General features: G+C 38.4%; 14 protein-coding genes. 13 read left to right on the top strand and 1 reads right to left on the bottom strand.

The annotated features are described in order from the left end of the window. The first annotated feature begins 149 nt into the window (after window positions 1-149). Window positions 150-1,448 carry a galactokinase gene (locus ACFSGI_RS17455; RefSeq protein WP_204825456.1) on the top strand — a complete coding sequence of 433 codons (1,299 nt, stop codon included), beginning with the start codon at window positions 150-152 and terminating at the stop codon, window positions 1,446-1,448. A 144-nt stretch (window positions 1,449-1,592) separates the two neighbouring features. Here ACFSGI_RS17455 and ACFSGI_RS17450 read toward each other — a convergent pair whose 3' ends face one another. Further along, window positions 1,593-2,969: a glycoside hydrolase family 64 protein gene (locus ACFSGI_RS17450; RefSeq protein WP_379283796.1), complete on the bottom strand. Its 1,377-nt coding sequence runs from the start codon at window positions 2,967-2,969 to the stop codon at window positions 1,593-1,595. 649 nt (window positions 2,970-3,618) lie between these two features. Between ACFSGI_RS17450 and nrdI the strand changes: the two genes are divergently transcribed. The 12 genes from nrdI to ACFSGI_RS17390 all read left to right on the top strand — a co-directional run bounded on the left by nrdI (window position 3,619) and on the right by ACFSGI_RS17390 (window position 18,545). Further along, window positions 3,619-3,987, top strand: a complete 369-nt coding sequence (gene nrdI / locus ACFSGI_RS17445) for a class Ib ribonucleoside-diphosphate reductase assembly flavoprotein NrdI (RefSeq protein WP_069326739.1) — start codon at window positions 3,619-3,621, stop codon at window positions 3,985-3,987. Continuing rightward, entirely contained in the window at window positions 3,974-6,058 is a 2,085-nt protein-coding gene (gene nrdE / locus ACFSGI_RS17440; protein WP_204825454.1) for a class 1b ribonucleoside-diphosphate reductase subunit alpha, read from the top strand. The genes nrdI and nrdE overlap by 14 nt, the downstream gene beginning before the upstream one ends. A 191-nt stretch (window positions 6,059-6,249) precedes the next feature. Further along, window positions 6,250-7,218: a class 1b ribonucleoside-diphosphate reductase subunit beta gene (nrdF, locus tag ACFSGI_RS17435; RefSeq protein ID WP_204825453.1), complete on the top strand. Its 969-nt coding sequence runs from the start codon at window positions 6,250-6,252 to the stop codon at window positions 7,216-7,218. A 547-nt stretch (window positions 7,219-7,765) separates the two neighbouring features. After that, window positions 7,766-8,092, top strand: coding sequence for a thioredoxin family protein (locus ACFSGI_RS17430; protein ID WP_204825452.1), 327 nt, complete (start codon window positions 7,766-7,768; stop codon window positions 8,090-8,092). Window positions 8,093-8,133: 41 nt separating this feature from the next. Next, on the top strand, window positions 8,134-8,613 hold the full coding sequence (locus ACFSGI_RS17425; RefSeq protein ID WP_204825451.1) for a hypothetical protein: 480 nt from the start codon (window positions 8,134-8,136) through the stop codon (window positions 8,611-8,613). Between the two features lie 243 nt (window positions 8,614-8,856). Then, window positions 8,857-9,243 carry a GntR family transcriptional regulator gene (locus ACFSGI_RS17420; protein ID WP_204825450.1) on the top strand — a complete coding sequence of 129 codons (387 nt, stop codon included), beginning with the start codon at window positions 8,857-8,859 and terminating at the stop codon, window positions 9,241-9,243. Further along, complete coding sequence (locus ACFSGI_RS17415; RefSeq protein ID WP_204825449.1) at window positions 9,240-10,145, top strand: ABC transporter ATP-binding protein; 906 nt, start codon at window positions 9,240-9,242, stop codon at window positions 10,143-10,145. The genes ACFSGI_RS17420 and ACFSGI_RS17415 overlap by 4 nt, the downstream gene beginning before the upstream one ends. After that, window positions 10,120-12,129 carry a hypothetical protein gene (locus ACFSGI_RS17410; RefSeq protein WP_204825448.1) on the top strand — a complete coding sequence of 670 codons (2,010 nt, stop codon included), beginning with the start codon at window positions 10,120-10,122 and terminating at the stop codon, window positions 12,127-12,129. The genes ACFSGI_RS17415 and ACFSGI_RS17410 overlap by 26 nt, the downstream gene beginning before the upstream one ends. A gap of 237 nt (window positions 12,130-12,366) precedes the next feature. Next, window positions 12,367-13,089, top strand: coding sequence for a polyphosphate polymerase domain-containing protein (locus ACFSGI_RS17405; protein WP_204825447.1), 723 nt, complete (start codon window positions 12,367-12,369; stop codon window positions 13,087-13,089). Between the two features lie 3 nt (window positions 13,090-13,092). Continuing rightward, window positions 13,093-13,821 carry a DUF4956 domain-containing protein gene (locus ACFSGI_RS17400; RefSeq protein ID WP_204825446.1) on the top strand — a complete coding sequence of 243 codons (729 nt, stop codon included), beginning with the start codon at window positions 13,093-13,095 and terminating at the stop codon, window positions 13,819-13,821. 119 nt (window positions 13,822-13,940) lie between these two features. Further along, window positions 13,941-15,623 (top strand): CotH kinase family protein, encoded by a 1,683-nt coding sequence (locus ACFSGI_RS17395; RefSeq protein ID WP_379283791.1) that lies wholly within the window; start codon window positions 13,941-13,943, stop codon window positions 15,621-15,623. A 222-nt stretch (window positions 15,624-15,845) separates the two neighbouring features. After that, window positions 15,846-18,545, top strand: a complete 2,700-nt coding sequence (locus ACFSGI_RS17390) for a rhamnogalacturonan lyase family protein (RefSeq protein ID WP_379283789.1) — start codon at window positions 15,846-15,848, stop codon at window positions 18,543-18,545. The last annotated feature ends 224 nt before the right edge of the window (window positions 18,546-18,769 follow it).

Genomic DNA, 18,769 nt, shown 5'->3' with positions numbered 1-18,769 from the left:
GATGGCTGTCTACTATACTATTCTCAAAAGTGCAGAATGATTGCAACAATACCCCTGACAATTTCGCAAAATTTCAGTACAATCAATATAGGCACAAATACCAACATAATGCGACACACCTATTTTTAATATTAAAGGGGATATTTAGCATGCAATTGAGAACGGTTACAGAAAACTTGGAACAATACAATACGGAGAAGATGAACCAATTACTTGTAGAAATGTACGGACAAGAACAAGTAGAGTATCAGCTTGAGCGTTATCAACAACTTATGCATAACTATCATCAACAATTTGGAGATGGCAATATTCAACTATTCAGCTCTCCAGGTAGAAGTGAAATTGGTGGTAATCATACAGATCATAACTACGGTAAAGTGTTAGCAACGAGTATCAATCTAGATACGATCAGTGCTGCTGTACCTGTAGATGAACCTTATATTACGATTGTGTCTGAAGGATATAGCGAAGTATACAAAATCCATACCTCTGAATTAGAGCCTGTAGCAGGCGAAGGCGGTACACTAGCGCTTATTCGAGGAATCGTTGCCGGGTTTGCTCAATGGGGATTACAGGTAGGTGGATTCAATGCGTATGTATCGACCAACGTATTAGCCGCTTCAGGACTTAGTTCTTCGGCTTCTTTTGAAATGTTAATCACCAGCATCTTAAATACGTTCTATAATAACAGTCAGGTTGATATCGTAAACATGGCTCGAATTGGACAATATGCTGAAAATAAATTCTGGAACAAACCATCTGGATTATTGGATCAAATGGCTTGTGCACATGGCGGATTGATCGCAATCGATTTTATCAATCCAAAAGAACCTGCGATTCAGCATGTACCTTATGATTTCAATGCACAGGGATATGAGATGGTTATCGTAAATACAGGAGGCAATCACGCCGATCTAACTGCTGATTACGCTGCTGTACCGGAAGAAATGAAGGCGGTTGCGGAAGCGCTAGGTCATGAAGTGTGTCGTCAGATTACGTTGGAGGAAGTATATAGCAATCTAGCCAGCCTGCGCGAACAGACAGGCGATCGTGCAATATTACGTGCGCTTCATTTCTTAGAAGAAAATGATCGTGTAGATGAGCAGGTCAAAGCGTTACAATCCAACGAATGGGATCATTTTTTAGAGTTGATAACCGGTTCTGGTAATTCATCATGGAAATGGCTTCAGAACGTATATCAAGATTCTCATACACGCGAGCAAAGTATCTCGATTGCTCTGGCGATCACTGAAATTTTCTTAAAACAACATCACGCAGGTGCTTGTCGTGTACATGGTGGCGGATTTGCAGGTGTTATTTTGACGATTTTGCCAAAACCATTAGTTAGTGAATATACAGCATTGATCGAAAAAACATTAGGCACATCTACGTATATTATCAATGTGCGCCAACATGGATCAATCTGCTTGAACAACTACCTAAATTAAAGAATACATTTTTGTAATATATAGCATAGCATCACTTGTCTGATATTTTATAAGCAAATTACTGAAAAAAAGCCTGCTTCTACACCGTCACAATAACATTGATGGTAGAAGCAGGCTTTTTATATAAAAAGATAGCAGATGCGTTTACCAACCAACTCGAATAATTAATCCTTTCGGGTCACCAACTTCTAGATACGAAGCTTGTTGATTGTAATCATCATAAGCGAATCCATACGCTAAGCGATTGATACTATGATCATGCCAGAATTTTGCATAGTAATTAGCAGGGGCAGCTTGATAATATTGAGCAGGGTTATTCCAGTTCGCTTTATTATCGTATACATGTCGATTGATCGCTGAACATGTACCGGAATCCTCTGCAAGTCTACCATTACATAATAAGATCTCCTGCGTGCTGTAATTGCTGTATCCGGCAAAGTAATTAGCATTTGTACCATTAGCTGCAAAAGAACCATGAATCGGAGCTACGATACGATAGGGAGCTTGTACATCGGCAAGAGATTGGAAGGCAGCCGGAACTTCACTCCGATATTTACTAAATAGACCTGCGCGTGTCTCGGATTCCAATTCGCCTACGGTCTGATCATAATTACCTGCACGATTGACAAGACGGTGTTGCAACGGAAATCCAAAACCATCTACACGCGTAGTATTTCCATGATATCCTGTACCATCTACTGTAAATTCTACAAAGTCGAAATAGATATTACGGTTCGGATCAGCAGTGTTATTAATATCAGGCCCTGCGAACCCATCATCATATGTTTTGATATAACATGGAGAGCCTACACAGATAAACATCCGACCAGAATCGATTTTGGGCATACTCACCCAATTGATCTGACTGATCGTACTATAAATGTTAGCGTAATTCACTCCGTTCTTAGTTAAATGACCTGTTGCATTATTAAGAGCAGTAGAGATAGGTTTCAATTGACCGTTGTTATCAAGATAGCTCCATTGCTTGGTGGCAGGATTAATCCCCAGAATCCCCCAATAAATCTGATTGTCTGCATAAGCACCTTTGGTACCATTTAATAATTTGAAAGATAATGCTCCACTACCTGTAGCATTCGGAATAGAGGACGCTGGAACACTGTAGATCGAATTAGCTCCTGTTCCAGGATTGGTAGGTGGGTTAGAACCTGTTGTGACCGTATAGCTAAAAGTAGATGTGTCATAAGCGGCTGTTCCATTATTGTACGTAAATGAATATTGGATCACCTGACCGGATGAGACACCAGCGACATTTTGCACATAACGTTTGGTGGTATTGTCGTAAGTCATCCGTAGATTTTGTAAATTCCCCGAGTTGATAGAGTAATGCACATCGACCCAGGATGTATTTACATTGGAAGAGAACCAGATCGTTGCTGTAGTTCCAGATGTAGTTACCCCTTGACTGTAATCTGCTGCGAATACCGAAGATGATGATGGTGGAAAAAGACTGCTGACAAGAACAAGCATAGATAAAAGCAAGAAGTGACCTAATTTCTTCATACACATATCCTCCTCTTCAAATTGTATGCGATTCCACGTTCGCTTTTAATTATTTCAATATATGGTAAAAAATACAATACAAAAAGGATGTGCAATTCTCCTGTGTATTTCTATGCTGAGATTTCTTAAATTAAAGAAATTTTTATTTGCTTTTTTGTTCAATAACAGCTAAAGTTTTATACTTGAGCGTCTAAATAGACCGGAATTTATGTTCATTTTAGAGTGAATTTATGTTCACTGCATAATCTGGAAATGTTCGGCAAAAAGAAAAATGAAATGTACTATATCTAGTATGTCAAGAAAATTATTTTTTTATAAATGATTATCGCGATGTATGTAAAATACGTGTTCAAATAAGTGCCTATTTTACTTGATTTTTGGTTGGATAGACCTTTTTTAAGGCATGTTTTGACCGGAATGTAGACCTTCCGTTCCTATTGACAACACTATATATAGCGTATATCTTTGATAAAGTCTTCTATATATTGCGGTTATGATGTTTGAGCAGGTAATATATAGGTTATAGCTACTTATAGATATTGAAGCAGATCACATGATTGTTATATTAGAGCATTGTTATCTGTATTTATATAGTGATGAAACGGATGAAGAGTACTACATATTGAACCGAGAAGGAGATGTCACAACCATGTTAATTGCTTATGATTCCAAAACAGGCAATGTAAAACGATTTATCAACAAATTAAAATTACCTGCTGTACAAGCTGTACAGATTGATGAGGCGCTGACGTTGAATGAACCTTTTGTACTGGTTACGTACACAACTGGATTTGGTCAGATTCCTGATAAGGTAGTTCATTTTTTGGAGAGAAATCACAATCGCCTGATCGGAGTTGCAGCAAGTGGCAATCGCAATTGGGGTGACAAATTCGCTCGTAGTGCTGATCTAATCTCAGAACGTTATAATGTACCGGTCGTGTACAAGTTTGAATTAGCAGGTACAACAGGAGACGCACAACGATTTCAACAGGAGGTAGATAAAATTGCGGCATATTGAATTGAACAACTTACTGATGCAACGGGATGAGAGTGGATTTTTCCGTTTGGATAAAGATAAAGAAGCAGTTGTAGAATATATGGAAGAGGTAGCTCGTAAAAGTATCAACTTCCCGGACACCACAACCAAAGTACGTTATATGATCGATAATGATTATTATGAAGATATGTACAAAAATTATACTTCTCAAGATGTAGAAGAAGTATATGCGATTACACACAGTTATGATTTCCAATTTCCATCTTATATGGCGGCTTCCAAGTTCTATACGGATTATGCAGTAAAAACAAATGATCGTAGTCAATACTTGGAACATTATGCGGATCGTGTCGCAGTCGTGGCGCTTCATTTGGGACGCGGGGATGCGGATAATGCCAAAACTCTTGCCAAATCTATGATGGAACAACGTCTACAACCAGCAACACCAACATTTTTGAATGCAGGTAAAAGCCGTCGTGGTGAAATGGTATCTTGTTTCTTATTAGAAATGGATGATTCCTTGAACTCGATCAACCATGTGCTGAACACTTGTATGCAATTATCCAAAATTGGTGGCGGTGTAGCGGTTAACTTGTCCAAACTTCGTGGACGCGGTGAACCGATCAAAGGTGTTGAAGGTGCAGCCAAAGGAATTATGCCTGTTTTGAAACTGATGGAAGATGCTTTCTCCTATGCAGATCAAATGGGTCAACGTAAAGGTTCTGGCGCAGCGTATTACAACATTTTCGGCTGGGACGTTATGGAGTTCTTGGATAGCAAAAAAATCAATGCAGATGAGCGCACACGCCTCAAAACATTGTCGATCGGTCTTGTTGTACCGAATCGCTTCTACCAATTAGCAGCAGATAATGAGCTATTGCATGTATTCGCTCCTTACAGTGTATACAAAGCTTATGGTAAATATCTGGATGATCTAGATATTGATGAAATGTACGATACATTGCTTGCTGATGATCGTATCAAAAAGAAAGCGATCATGAGTGCTCGTGATATGCTAACCAAAATCGCAAGTGTACAATTAGAATCCGGTTATCCGTATATTATGAACAAAAGTAATGCGAATAACGGTCATGCACTAAAAGATATCGGTTCTATCCGTATGTCTAACCTGTGTACTGAAATTTTCCAATTGCAAGAAACTTCTGAAATTACAGACTATGGCCAAGATGATGTGATTCGTCGCGATATTAGCTGTAACCTGGGTTCATTGAATATGGTAAACGTGATGGAACTTGGCAAAATTCGTGAATCCGTTCATGAAGGTATTATGGGTTTAACGTCTGTTAGTGATATGACAGATATCGCTAATGCACCGGGTGTAGCCAAAGCGAACCGTGAAATGCACTCTGTAGGTCTTGGCGTTATGAACTTGCATGGTTACCTTGCGAAAAACAAAATTGCGTATGAAAGTGACGAAGCAAGAGACTTTGTTCGTACCTTCTTTATGATGATGAACTTCTATTCATTAGAGAAAAGTATGGAGATTGCACGTGAGCGTCAAATCACTTTTGCTGATTTTGAGAAATCAGAATATGCAAAAGGAACGTACTTTGATCGTTATTTAGAAATCGATTATCGTCCGGTAACGACACGCGCAAGTGACTTGTTCGGTGATATGTATATCCCAACACCAGCAGACTGGCAAAACCTGAAAGCTGATGTAATGAAACATGGTCTATATCATGCTTACCGTTTGGCAATTGCGCCGACAGCAAGTATTTCCTATATCCAAAATGCAACATCTAGCGTAATGCCGATTGTAGAACAAATTGAGACTCGTACGTATGCGAACTCTACGACGTACTATCCGATGCCATATATGCAACAGGATAACTATTTCTACTACAAATCTGCTTACCAAATGAATCAATTTAAAGTATTGGATCTGATTGCTGAAATTCAAAATCATGTCGATCAAGGAATTTCAACAGTACTTCATGTAGGTAGCGATGTAACGACTCGTCAATTGGCTCGTTATTACCTGTATGCGGCTCACAAAGGTCTTAAATCACTTTACTATACACGTACCAAATTGCTTAGTGTTGAAGAGTGTATTACTTGCTCGGTGTAATTTTTTTCAGTGGTTTGCTCTAAAAAATCTTCATAGTCACGCAGTATACAAGAAAGCCTTTTTAGGCTTTTTTGTATGCTTTATGTGCTTGGCAATCTAAGCACGATTGGATTCAAATGAGTACATACTTGTGTTCTTTTACCAAAGTGCAATAAGTAGTATCCAATGTTTAAAAGGAGGAATTTTAATTTATGACTGGACCTATCAAAGCTGTGAACTGGAACCGTCCTGATGATGATTTCACAATGATGTTCTGGAATCAAAATATTATGCAATTCTGGACAGATGATGAAATTCCTTTGTCTGATGATAAAATGTCATGGATTCAATTGAGTGATATTGAACGTGATACGTATATGAAAGTGCTTGGAGGACTTACCCTGCTTGATACCATTCAAGGTGGCGTAGGTATGCCGAAAGTATTAGAACATGTGGAAGGGATGCAACGTAAAGCGGTACTTGGCTTTATGGCGATGATGGAGCAGATTCATGCGAAGTCGTACAGCAGTATCTTTACTACATTGTCTTCTACAGAAGAGATCGATAAGATTTTTCAATGGGTGGAAGACAATCCTCGTCTACAGACCAAAGCGGAAACGATCCGTCAGTATTACTTAAATATTAATTCGCCAAAAGAATTATTCCTGGCTATGGCAGCTTCTGTGTTGCTAGAAAGCTATTTGTTCTATAGTGGGTTCTTCTATCCGCTTTATCTAGCTGGACAAGGTAAAATGACATGTAGCGGTGAGATTATTGATTTGATTTTACGTGATGAAAGTATTCACGGTGTGTATGTAGGGGTACTTGCACAAGAAATCTACAATGATCTTGAAGAAGACGAGCAAAAAGACGTTTACCAAATCTTAGAAGGTTTACTTACGTATCTTCATGCAAATGAAGAGAAGTATACGGAAGAGATTTATGATCCAATCGGTCTAACAGAAGATGTGAAAGTATTCCTTCGTTATAATGCAAATAAAGCATTTATGAACTTGGGCTTTGATCCTGTTTTTGCCGAAGAAGAAGTCAATCCAATCGTATTCAACGGTATTAGTACACATACCAAACAACATGACTTTTTCTCTAAAAAAGGAAACGGATATGTACGTGCGATGAACGTTGAGCGTTTGACTGATGATGATTTTAAATTTGATTTTTAAAATGGTTTTGTGAGAGACCACTATGGGAAAGAAATCATTCGGTCGGTCGCTGGTTGTAGAGACATTTTTGGAATAACCACTCTGCGGTAAAAATGGCTCTACAAATGCGAACGCTTCGCTCCTTTCGAATTGATTTCTTTCCCTTCGCTCAGGTGGGGGAGTTACAAAACAAGGATTTTAAAAGATTAGATATAGTGTGGTAGTAGGTTGGGTGTAGAAGAAGATACCTAAGCTATAGATATAAGTAATAGAGAGAGAATAGAGATCATTAGAGAGATAAAGATAAAGCTTATATGTGTTCAAAAGGGTGAAGTAAAGGTTGTTTTTCTGTGGGGTTGAGCAGAAAGGCAGCCTTTTTTCGGGTTTGATTGTTTTATGGTATTGTTGTGATTTGGTTTTTGATATTTGTTCTGGGTGTTTAGTTAATTTTCTTATTATGGGGATATGATGGGCTGGAATGATGTAGGTAAGCGAATAAGGATATCTAGGAGAGTCGAAAGGGAGCAAATATAAGGTGGATCGACCTATCAGAAAAGAGGGAAAAGGGATGGAGCAGCTTTTTTCTAAACAGCAGGTAGAGGCATTTGTTGAACATAATCCGTTGACGTTACTTATGCTCAAAACGCAGAATTGTAGTGTATGTGAAGCAGTTCAGCCGAAAGTAACCACATTGTTAGAAGGGTATGAACATATTGCAGGCGCATTTGTGTATATGGAAGATGTACCTGAATTGGCGGGAGAGTATATGATTTTTACTTCACCGGTGTTGTTGTTATTGATGGAAGGTAAAGAGGTATATCGGGCAGCCCGATTTATTTTATTTGACGAGTTAACTACTCAGATTGCACGTTATAATGAATTTTCGCAATCGTGAATCCTATAATCGGGTAATGCTTGTTAAAGGAGATGTTAGATATGGGTATTACAGGTGTGTATTATCAAGAACATGGTAATTTGGAAGACATCTTAGAGGGACGTGTTCAAGAGCCAACACTGGATATTGATAAAACGTGGAGTCTGATTGTAGATATGTTCCCGGATATTCCGTTAGTTCCGGTAGGAGAGCAATATAAAGTGGATAGTCAGGCGACTGAATATGGTTCCTTTTATTTACCAGCGGACAAGGTAGCTGAGATTGCTGAACAGATTCCTGAATTGAAACAGACCGACAATGTAACGAAGCGAATCGATTTTGAAAAGTGGAAAAACATTCCCGAGATGGACATTGAGCAACTGGATGAACGGGCGATGATTATGTTGGCTTTTCCGATGCAAAGTGATGAGACCTACGAAGAATTAGTAGATGGTTACTTGCTTCCTCATCTGGAATCGGTGTTTGAACTTTTTGAAAAAGCGTTCGCTCAGCAGGATGGTTTGGTCTTTATGATTATGTAACGATACCGCTTGGATGAATAGATACATTATTTACACTAAGATCAATAAAGAGTGTAGATTATCGATATAATGCAAAATATACAAGCTATTGAAAAATAAAAAGAAGCTGTTATTCCTTTGATAAACTCAAGGAATAACAGCTTCTTTTATTTTTTTACCAATATCCACCATAAAAAACAATTGACAACCTGTATTAACTGTACTAATAATAGTAATACAGTTAATACAGAGAGGAGGCTCTTTATGTTTGAATTGGATGTACGTAGTCGGAAGCCAATCTATGAGCAATTGATGGATAAAATTAAAGAGATGATTATGTATGGCATATTGAAGCCGGAAGAACAGTTGCCTTCAGTACGTTCACTTTCTACTCAATTAACCATTAATCCGAATACGATTCAGAAAGCGTATCGGGAATTAGAACGAGAAGGCTATATTTATTCTCAGCCAGGTAAAGGAAGCTTTGTCTCACCACAGCAACAGCAACCGACTCAGGAACAGCAACAAGATATGCGCGAGCGATTGTTGAAATTGTTTGCCGAAGCAATCTATTTAGGATTTACGAGAGAAGATTTAATGAAATTGTATGAACAAGCGATACAAGAACATGAAAGGGGGGCATCATCATGATTGAAGTTAAAGGACTCACCAAATACTTTGATGGTGAAAAAGCAGTAAATGATTTGTCATTACACGTACATAAAGGCTCGATTTTTGGCTTATTGGGTTCCAATGGAGCAGGTAAAACCACATTGCTCAAAACAATCGCAGGAATCTACCGCGCAGATCAAGGGCAGATTACGTTAGAAGGACAAGCTGTATATGAGCAACCAGAGATCAAAAATCGAATGATTTTTTTAGCAGATCAGCCTTACTTTTTCCCGCAAACATCGATTAAGCAAATGGCTTCTTTTTATCGGTCTGTTTATCCACAGTGGAGTCAAGAACGCTTTGAGCAATTAGCTCCAGCATTTGCAAGTATCGATATGAAGCGCAAATTACACCGTCTTTCCAAAGGGATGCAACGTCAGGCTTCGATGTGGTTGGCATTGAGCTGTAGACCGGATGTATTGATTTTGGATGAACCGATCGATGGACTCGATCCTGTGATGAGACGACAAGTCAAAAATCTTCTTTTTCAAGAAACCGCTGAACGCGAAATGACGGTCATCATTTCATCGCATAACTTACGTGAGATCGAAGACTTGTGTGACCATGTAGGCATTATGCATAAAGGCAAATTGCTAGTAGAAAAAGAACTGGACGATCTCAAAGCCGATACGCACAAAATACAAGTCGCTTTCCGTGATGAGCGTCATGAACACGCGATCTCCAGTCTACTGGACGTGGTGTATAAGGAAGAACGAGGTAGTGTAGGTATTTATATTATCAAAGGCGAGATTGAGCGCATCAAAGAAGTATTTAGCGTCTATACACCCTATGTATTTGATATTTTACCAATGACGCTCGAAGAAATCTTTATTTATGAAATGGGGGACGCCGGTTATGATGTTCAACCGATTCTTCTTTAATCGTGGGTTATGGAGTCATACTTTAAAGCAAAGTGTTTGGCTTGGAATATTGTATTTGGTAGTTCTTTTATTATCTATTCTCATCTCTTTAAATATGATTAATGATTCGTATGAGACTCAAAACTTTCATTTTGTGGTTAGCTACTTTGCTCAAATAGGCGCTGGTTGGCCAAATATGGCAATGCTTATTATATCCATCCTTATGGGTCTATTGCTAACAAGATATATGCAAAACAAAGCTTCAGTTGATTTTTTTCATAGCATACCTTTAAAAAGAGTTCATTTATTAACAACTCATTTTGCAGTAGGAGTTATAGCATTAACCATTCCGCTATGGATCACAGCTATAATAGCAGCAATATTAAGTAGACAGTTTGAATATATTGATTTTACAGCCATGCAAGTTTTAGAGTGGACGATAGCTACAAATGTGCTTAGCCTTTTGTTATTTAGCCTTACTGTATTTGTAGGCATTTGTATCGGACAAACGATATTACAGGGTATAGTTGTTGCTATTTTATTAACGCTCACTGTAGCTATTCCTAAAGTGTGGAATCAACATTTAGATATTTATTTATTTGGATACTCGTCGCGTAATCAACAGAACTTGAACGAAGATTGGTCTCCACTTTTCCATATTGTTAATGCATCTGCTAAAACAATTACTACATTAGAAACATGGATATATTTTTTGATAGCTATTATATTGATCGTATTAAGTTATGTATTTTATAAAATACGTACTACTGAAAAATCAACTCATGCTGTCACATTCACATATTTTAATCCGTTATTTCGAGTGGGAGTTATGTTTTGTGGTGCTTTGTTTACAGGCGCTTTATCTGTATCGTTTCTGAAGGATTGGACACCTATTGCTTATATTGTGGGAGCTATTGTTGCTTATATTGTAGCAGAAATGATTATTCATAAAAGCTGGAATATATATCGTATGCAATTTGTTAAAGGTATTTTAGGTCATGGTCTTGTAGTCGCTTTGCTTTTGTATATTCCAGTTTCGAATTATGTACATTATGAAGCTGAGATACCAAGTGCAGAAGAGATTGCTGGAGTCTATGAAGGTGGTAATCTTTCTTATTATTTGTTTGAAAATGAAGGATATGTAACGTTTCCAAGAGTCATACGTCCAGGAGTCCTTTCTTCAGACCCTGATTATATTCAGCTTGTTCGTAATCTCCATATGCAAATTGAGCAGTTACGTCCTAAAGTTGATAAACTGAAACAATTTACATCAGATTATAAGTCAGTAGATATTGGATATAAGCTAAAAGATGGAAGCTTAATAACACGTTCTTATCAAGTACCTTCTAATGCTCCTGAATATCAATACTATCTAACAAAAATCCAAAAATCGCCATCCTATAAGGTTGCAGTTTACAATCTTCCCTCTTTAGATCATGTAAGTAAACCTATTGAAATTATAAATCGTGATCGAGAAGAGCATAAAATTCAAATTTCTGATAAAAAAGATATTAAAGAATTAATTCAATTAATAAAAAAAGAAAAATTGGCAATTGATAATCCAGATGCAAGTTTGCCTAACAGTAGTCTTTATTTTTCAATTAAATCTAATCTAATTAGTTATGAGACTTCTCAATCTTATGATTGGGACTCTTCGTATAAACCTTTAGCGACATGGCTTAAACAGAAAGGATACTGGGATCAAATTATTACGAAACCCACAGACTTAAATGCTATTATTGTTGTTCGCGATAATCGTACAAAAGCAGAGAAAGATACAACAAGCGAGCAAAGTTTATTTACAAATGCATACAATACAGATAAAGAAGTTGTCACAAAAGATAAAAAAATGATGGGAACATTGCTTGACGCTAGTGAAAATATTTTTGACTATAATAATGCTTCTTACTATTTAAAACTAAAATTTAAAGACGGTACGATAACTTATCGTCATCTAGTTCAATCACAAGTCACATCTGAACTTAGTAAAGTATTACCTGAATAATAGATGTATCCCAAGCATCTACTTGATCGCTTTTAGCAGAAAGATTGCTATTTACGATCAGGTAGATGCTTTTTTTATTCTATTTACTTGTCATACCAAGCAATTTATCTCTTTTTAAAGATCTGTTCATATAAAGTTCAAAATCCCTCGATATAATCAACAATGTAAACGAAATGTTAACGGAGTGTAAAATACCAACCCGATCTACAGCAGATCGAGAAGAAAGGGGATGAACCGATGTATTATCCAAATTTGGATTTGAAATACCGGCATGAGCTGAAGCATTATGTGAATTACCATCAGTATTTTACGATTCGACAACGGCTACGTCCGCTGATGACGCAAGATGCGAATTCCAATGAAGCAGGCGAATATCTAATTCGTAGTCTCTATTTCGATGATATCAACAATACTGCATTACATGAGAAATTAGGCGGAGTGAGGGATCGAGTAAAGTACCGGATTCGTATTTACAATGGTGAAGATAAAATTATTCATTTTGAAAAGAAAATAAAAATGAATGATTATATCGCCAAAGTGAAAGAATCGATCACCCGCGAGATGTACGATGAAATCTTAAAAGGCAATTACGAAGTACTCAATTTACCTCACAAACCATTACTGTATGAGATTTATCATGCGGCTAACAATGTCTTATTGCGTCCGCAGGTTATTGTAGATTATGTGCGTGAAGCGTATACCTCTAAGTTAGGCAATGTCCGCATTACATTTGATAAATATATGAAAACAGGTCTAAACAATCACGATATATTTGACCCTCATTTAGCGATGGTCGATGCGATAGATCATAAATTTTTTGTGCTTGAAGTGAAATTCGATGAATATTTGCCGGATTATATTAAAACAGCGTTACAGCTAGAAGGGCTTGTTCGTCAATCTAATTCAAAATACGTTATCTGCCGTAAACTCGGTAAAGAAAACTCCTGGGAGGATCAATAACACATGGCAACAACTACAGCAGTCGCAGCAGCGGCAAATGCAACAACAGATTCTACAACTAACTTTTCAGATATTGTCAAAAATTCTGTACTCGAAAGTTTCACGTCTGATATCAGTATCACTCATATTTTACTTACGATGGGGATTGCTTTTCTTGTTGGACTGTTTATCTACTTCCTTTACAAACGTGTTTTTAGCGGAGTGTTGTATTCCAAAAGTTTCAATATCTCGTTGATCGGCATGACGCTCGTAACCTCTATGGTGATTATAGCGATTAACTCGAACTTGATCCTGTCTCTAGGTATGGTTGGTGCATTGAGTATTGTTCGTTTTAGAACACCGATCAAAGACCCGACTGATTTGATCTTTTTATTCTGGGCAGCGGCGGCAGGAATTGTGACAGGCGCAGGTTTTTATACGTTGGCGATTATCGGTTCTGTTATTGTCGGTCTGGTGATGTTCTTATTTATTAAAGGTTCTTCTTTTGAAACGCCTTATCTACTGGTCGTCAATGCTCAAGGAGACGATGCAGAGAAACAAGTAAACACCAAACTGAACTCCTTGGTCAAACGCCATACGGTTAGACAAAAAACAATTACAGCAGACAATATTGAATTGACTTTAGAAGTACGTATCAAAAACAATGAGCCTACATTTGTAAATGAAATCTCCAAAATTGCTGGTGTGAAAAATGCCGTTTTGATTAGTTATAACGGGGATTACGTATCGTAATATAAAGACATATTGTATCCTGTATGAATCGAAAATCAGCTTATAGAAATCCTTTGCATAGGTCTATCTATCGATGGAAGCAGAGGTCTTTTCTATTGTAAACTATTGGCGGTGATGAAGTGAAATGGATTATAAAAGTAGTACTGGTAGGGGTATTGAGCATAGCTACTGTACCGTTAACAGCGATACATTCTGTAGAAGCAGGTACAGTAACAGAGCAAAGTCAACAAGATCAGCAGGTATTTGTCGAAAATAAAGTGGTCGATGTGAAGATCACTATAGCAGATTCGGATTTTCAAGATATGTTAGATAACGCTTCTGATGAAAAATACCATTCTGGGACTGTTGATTATAACGGCAAAACAATCACAAATGTAGGTATCCGTACAAAAGGTAATCTGTCGTTACGCAGTGTTGTGCAGATGGATGATTCGGATCGCTATAGCTTTAAGCTTAGTTTTGATGAATACATTTCCGGACAGAATCTATACGGATTAGACAAGATTAATTTGAACAATAACTACAGTGATGCTTCCTATATGCGTGAATTTTTAGCTTATGAAATGTCTGAAATGTTAGGCCTACCTACACCTAAACATTCCTTTGTACGTATTTATGTGAATGGCGAATATAAAGGGTTATATCTAGCTGTAGAGCAAGTAGATGACCAATTTATAGAGACTCATTATAAAGACACAACAGGTACTTTATACAAAGGTCTTATGACAGGAAGCGGTAGTGATCTACAGTGGATTGATGATGATGCGGATTCGTATACTGGCCTTGATGTCAAATCAGAAAGCCAGAACAAAGAAGCATTAATCAATATGCTTGATAAATTAAATCATGATAGCACCACGCCTTATACCGATTATCTGGATGTTGATAGTGTACTTGAATATTTGACATTAAATGTGGTGACGAACAATACAGATAGCTATATTGGAGGCAACAAGCAGAATTATTATTTGTATGAACATGGCGGTGTCTTTTCGATGATTCCATGGGATTACAATATGGCGTTCGGTGGTATGGGCGGCATGGGTGGCGGTGGCTTCGGAGGTCGTGGAGGTAACAATACCAATTCAACAGATACCAATCCAGTGGCAAATGATACAGATGATATGACTGACAATGCCACTACCCAAAAAGGGCAAAATACACCTTCAACTGCCGACCAAGCAGACAAAGCGAGCTCTACATCTTTGATGATTGATGAGCCTACATCAGGAGCGTTAGCAGAGCGTCCATTGGTTGCCAAATTGTTAGCAGTGGATGAATACAAACAAAAATATCATGCGATGATCCAAAATGTACTCACTAATTTCTTAGCCAATGATATCTTTACAGCTAAAGTGAATGCGTTAAATGATATGATTGCAGCCGATGTCAAAAGCGATCCGACTTCTTTCTACACGTATGAAGAATATCAAGCAGGTGTGACATCGTTAATTGCTTGGAATCAGACCAATACCGAAAATATACAAGGTCAATTAGATGGTACGATCGCTTCATCAGGCGATGGTTCTGGAAATGGCGGTATGGGTGGAGGAATGGGCGGCGGTGGACAACGCGGTCAACGACCTGAAGGTTTCCCAACAGGTGGCAATAATGGTAATGGCGGAATGATGGCTCCACCGGATGGAGCTGGTGGAGGAATGGGCGGAGGCCCAGGTGGATTTGGAGAGCCGATGACACCTACAATCGATACAGCGGCACAGGCAAAATATACAGCGATAAGTATAGGCATTCTAGCGATAGCGATAGGAATTGTATTATGGTTCCGTCGCAAACGAGTCTAACCCAACTATCGTATATCATAAGTGAAATAGAAGTGCAAAAAGGATAGAGTCTTATGACTTTATCCTTTTTTTGTTATCTTACATAAACATATCGAAATAACGTCAACAGCAGGTCTGATTATTGCACAAATACCACTGTATATTGAATATCCACTGATGAACATTCCATGTATGATGCTAATGTAAGCGCTTCACTATTAAAATGAGGAAGAAGGGGTATATTTGAATCGATCATTTTCGTATCGTCAATGGATATCGCTTGTGCTTATAATGGTTATGCTATTTGCTATTTTGCCTTTGAACCGATCGGTCGCAGCCGAAGATCAAGAACTACAGAACAATGCTTCTAATTCAGTGATTATAGAACAGGAAGAACAAACACAGAGTGTTATCCACAATACGTATGGTAGTGAGCCTGTAGTAGTTTCTAATCCGACAGTATATCTGGCTGGCGATTCTACTGTACAGACTTATGCAGCGTCCAAACAACCGCAAGCAGGATGGGGGCAAATGATAGACCGCTATTTGGATGACAATGTGAAAATTAGCAATCAAGCGATAGGTGGACGCAGTTCACGTTCGTTTATCGAGCAAGGTCGATTAGACACTATCTTGAACCAGATTCAACCAGGCGATTATCTGATGATCCAGTTCGGTCATAATGATGCCGATACGAAGCCAGAGCGATACACACCTGTACCTGATTACAAAGTATACCTCAAGCAATATATTGATGGCGCTCTTGCTCATGGAGCCACTCCGATTTTAGTTACTCCTGTAGGTCGAAGAGATTTTAATACTACAACAGGGCAATTCAATATCAGTTTCCCCAATTATGTAACAGCGATGAAAGAAGTCGCTACTCAGACCAATACTCCATTAATCGATCTCAGTGCTCGCAGTGTTGCCTACTATAATTCAATCGGCGTAGAAGAATCCAAAAAAGTCTTTTTGCACGTTCCTGCTGGTGTTTATCCTAACTTTCCAGATGGAGTCGTAGATAATACTCATTTTCAAGAATATGGAGCTATTCAGATAGCAAGACTGGTAGCAGCAGGGATCGCTGATCTGAATATTCCTTTAGCTGAACATGTGCAAACTCTAACACTAGCAGAAAATGCTACGATTGCTTCCGGTCAACGTGCTATGGAAAAGCTGAATCGTGGACTGGTTGCAGTGAAAAGCAACAACGGCATCTATGTAGGATGGAGAATGTTAGGGCTTGATCCAGATACTATCGCATTTAATGTATATCGGGATGGGGTGCTGGTAAATAGCCAACCGATTACAGGAGCTACTAATTTACTAGATGCTAAAGGAACAGACCGTTCAATCTATACCTTATTTACAGTACAAAATGGTAAAGAAACATCGGTATCGACTCCTGTATCGGTATGGCAACAGCAATACAAATCAGTTCCTTTGCAAAAGCCTGCTGACGGTGTCACCAAAGATGGAGTATCGTATACGTACAATGCAAATGATGCCAGTGTAGGCGATCTAGACGGAGATGGAGAGTATGAAATAGTACTGTTATGGTCACCTTCTAATGCCAAAGACAATTCACAATCTGGATATACAGGCATTGTATATCTGGATGCGTATAAGTTAAATGGAACTCGCTTATGGCGGATCAATATGGGACCTAATATTCGTGCAGGAGCTCATTATTCTCCATTTGTAGTCTATGATCTGGATGGAGATGGGAAGTCTGAAGTGGCTTTGCGTACAGCAGATGGTACGATAGATGGACAAGGCAAAGTGATTGGTGATATTCAGGCAGACTATCGCAATAATGCTGGATATGTACTCACAGGCCCCGAGTTTTTGACTGTATTTAAAGGAGCAACAGGAGCGGCGCTAGACACAGTGAATTATGATCCGCCTCGTGGAACAGTTGCTTCATGGGGAGATAATTATGGCAATCGGGTTGATCGGTTTCTAGCAGGAGTCGCTTATTTGGATGGACAACATCCAAGTTTTGTAATGACGAGAGGATATTATACGCGTACAGTCTTGGTTGCTTATGATTTCCGGGCGGGCAAAATCACTAAGCGCTGGACATACGATACTAATGTCGGCAATCAGACGACCTATACTGCTCAAGGTAATCATGCGCTGAATGTAGCAGATGTTGATGGAGATGGCAAAGATGAGATTAATTTTGGCTCTATTTCTATCGATGATAATGGAACTCCGCGTTATACAACAGGGCTTGGACATGGTGATGCACAACATTTAGGTGATCTGAATCCAAATCGTGCAGGGCTTGAAGTATTCGGTGTTCATGAACATAAAGATTCTCCATACGGGATGGAAGTTCATGATGCGAATACCGGACAGATTCTATGGGGAGTCAAAACAGGACTTGATACAGGACGGGGGATGTCAGCCGATATCGATCCGCGTTTTCCAGGCGAAGAAGTGTGGGCAGCTACGATTACCAATGCTCAACACATTCCGCTTACCGGATTATATAGTATTACAGGTGAATTAATTAGCAATAGTATTCCTTCATCGACCAATTTTGGCATCTGGTGGGATGGCGATCTATTACGAGAATTGTTAGATGATAATCGAATCGATAAATGGGATTATACCAATAGCACGACCACTAATCTATTTACAGCAACAGGAAGCAGTTCTAACAATGGAACGAAAGCTACACCAGCGCTACAAGCCGATTTGTATGGAGACTGGCGTGAAGAAGTGATTTTACGTTCAAATGATAACAATGAATTGCGTATCTATACCACCACAGATATAACCGATTATCGATTGCGTACCTTAATGCACGATCCGGTGTATCGTCTGTCGGTTGCATGGCAAAATGCAGGTTACAATCAACCGCCACACCCAGGTTTTCATTTGGGAGTAGGAATGAAGCAACCTCAAGCACCTGATATTTATTATGTACAATAAATAAGCTATACATCACTCTACAACGTAAATAAATCCAAATAAAACATTATCAAATAACCATCCAAAGGCTATTGACGTTAAAACGTCAGCAGTCTTTTTTTGTATCGTAAGTGATAAAGCCAGTGATGATCAAGTGGATATTTCTACTATTACAAATTGTTCTCAAACCCGATATACATACTATGTAAATATTAGGTAATTGTAGCATAACAATATACTATTTA

Source organism: Paenibacillus nicotianae (assembly GCF_042681745.1).
In the GTDB taxonomy this organism is placed as follows: Bacteria; Bacillota; Bacilli; order Paenibacillales; family Paenibacillaceae; genus Saccharibacillus; species Saccharibacillus nicotianae.
The sequence above is the reverse complement of the archived record's forward strand: the minus strand, read 5'-3'. Positions and strand labels throughout refer to the sequence as shown.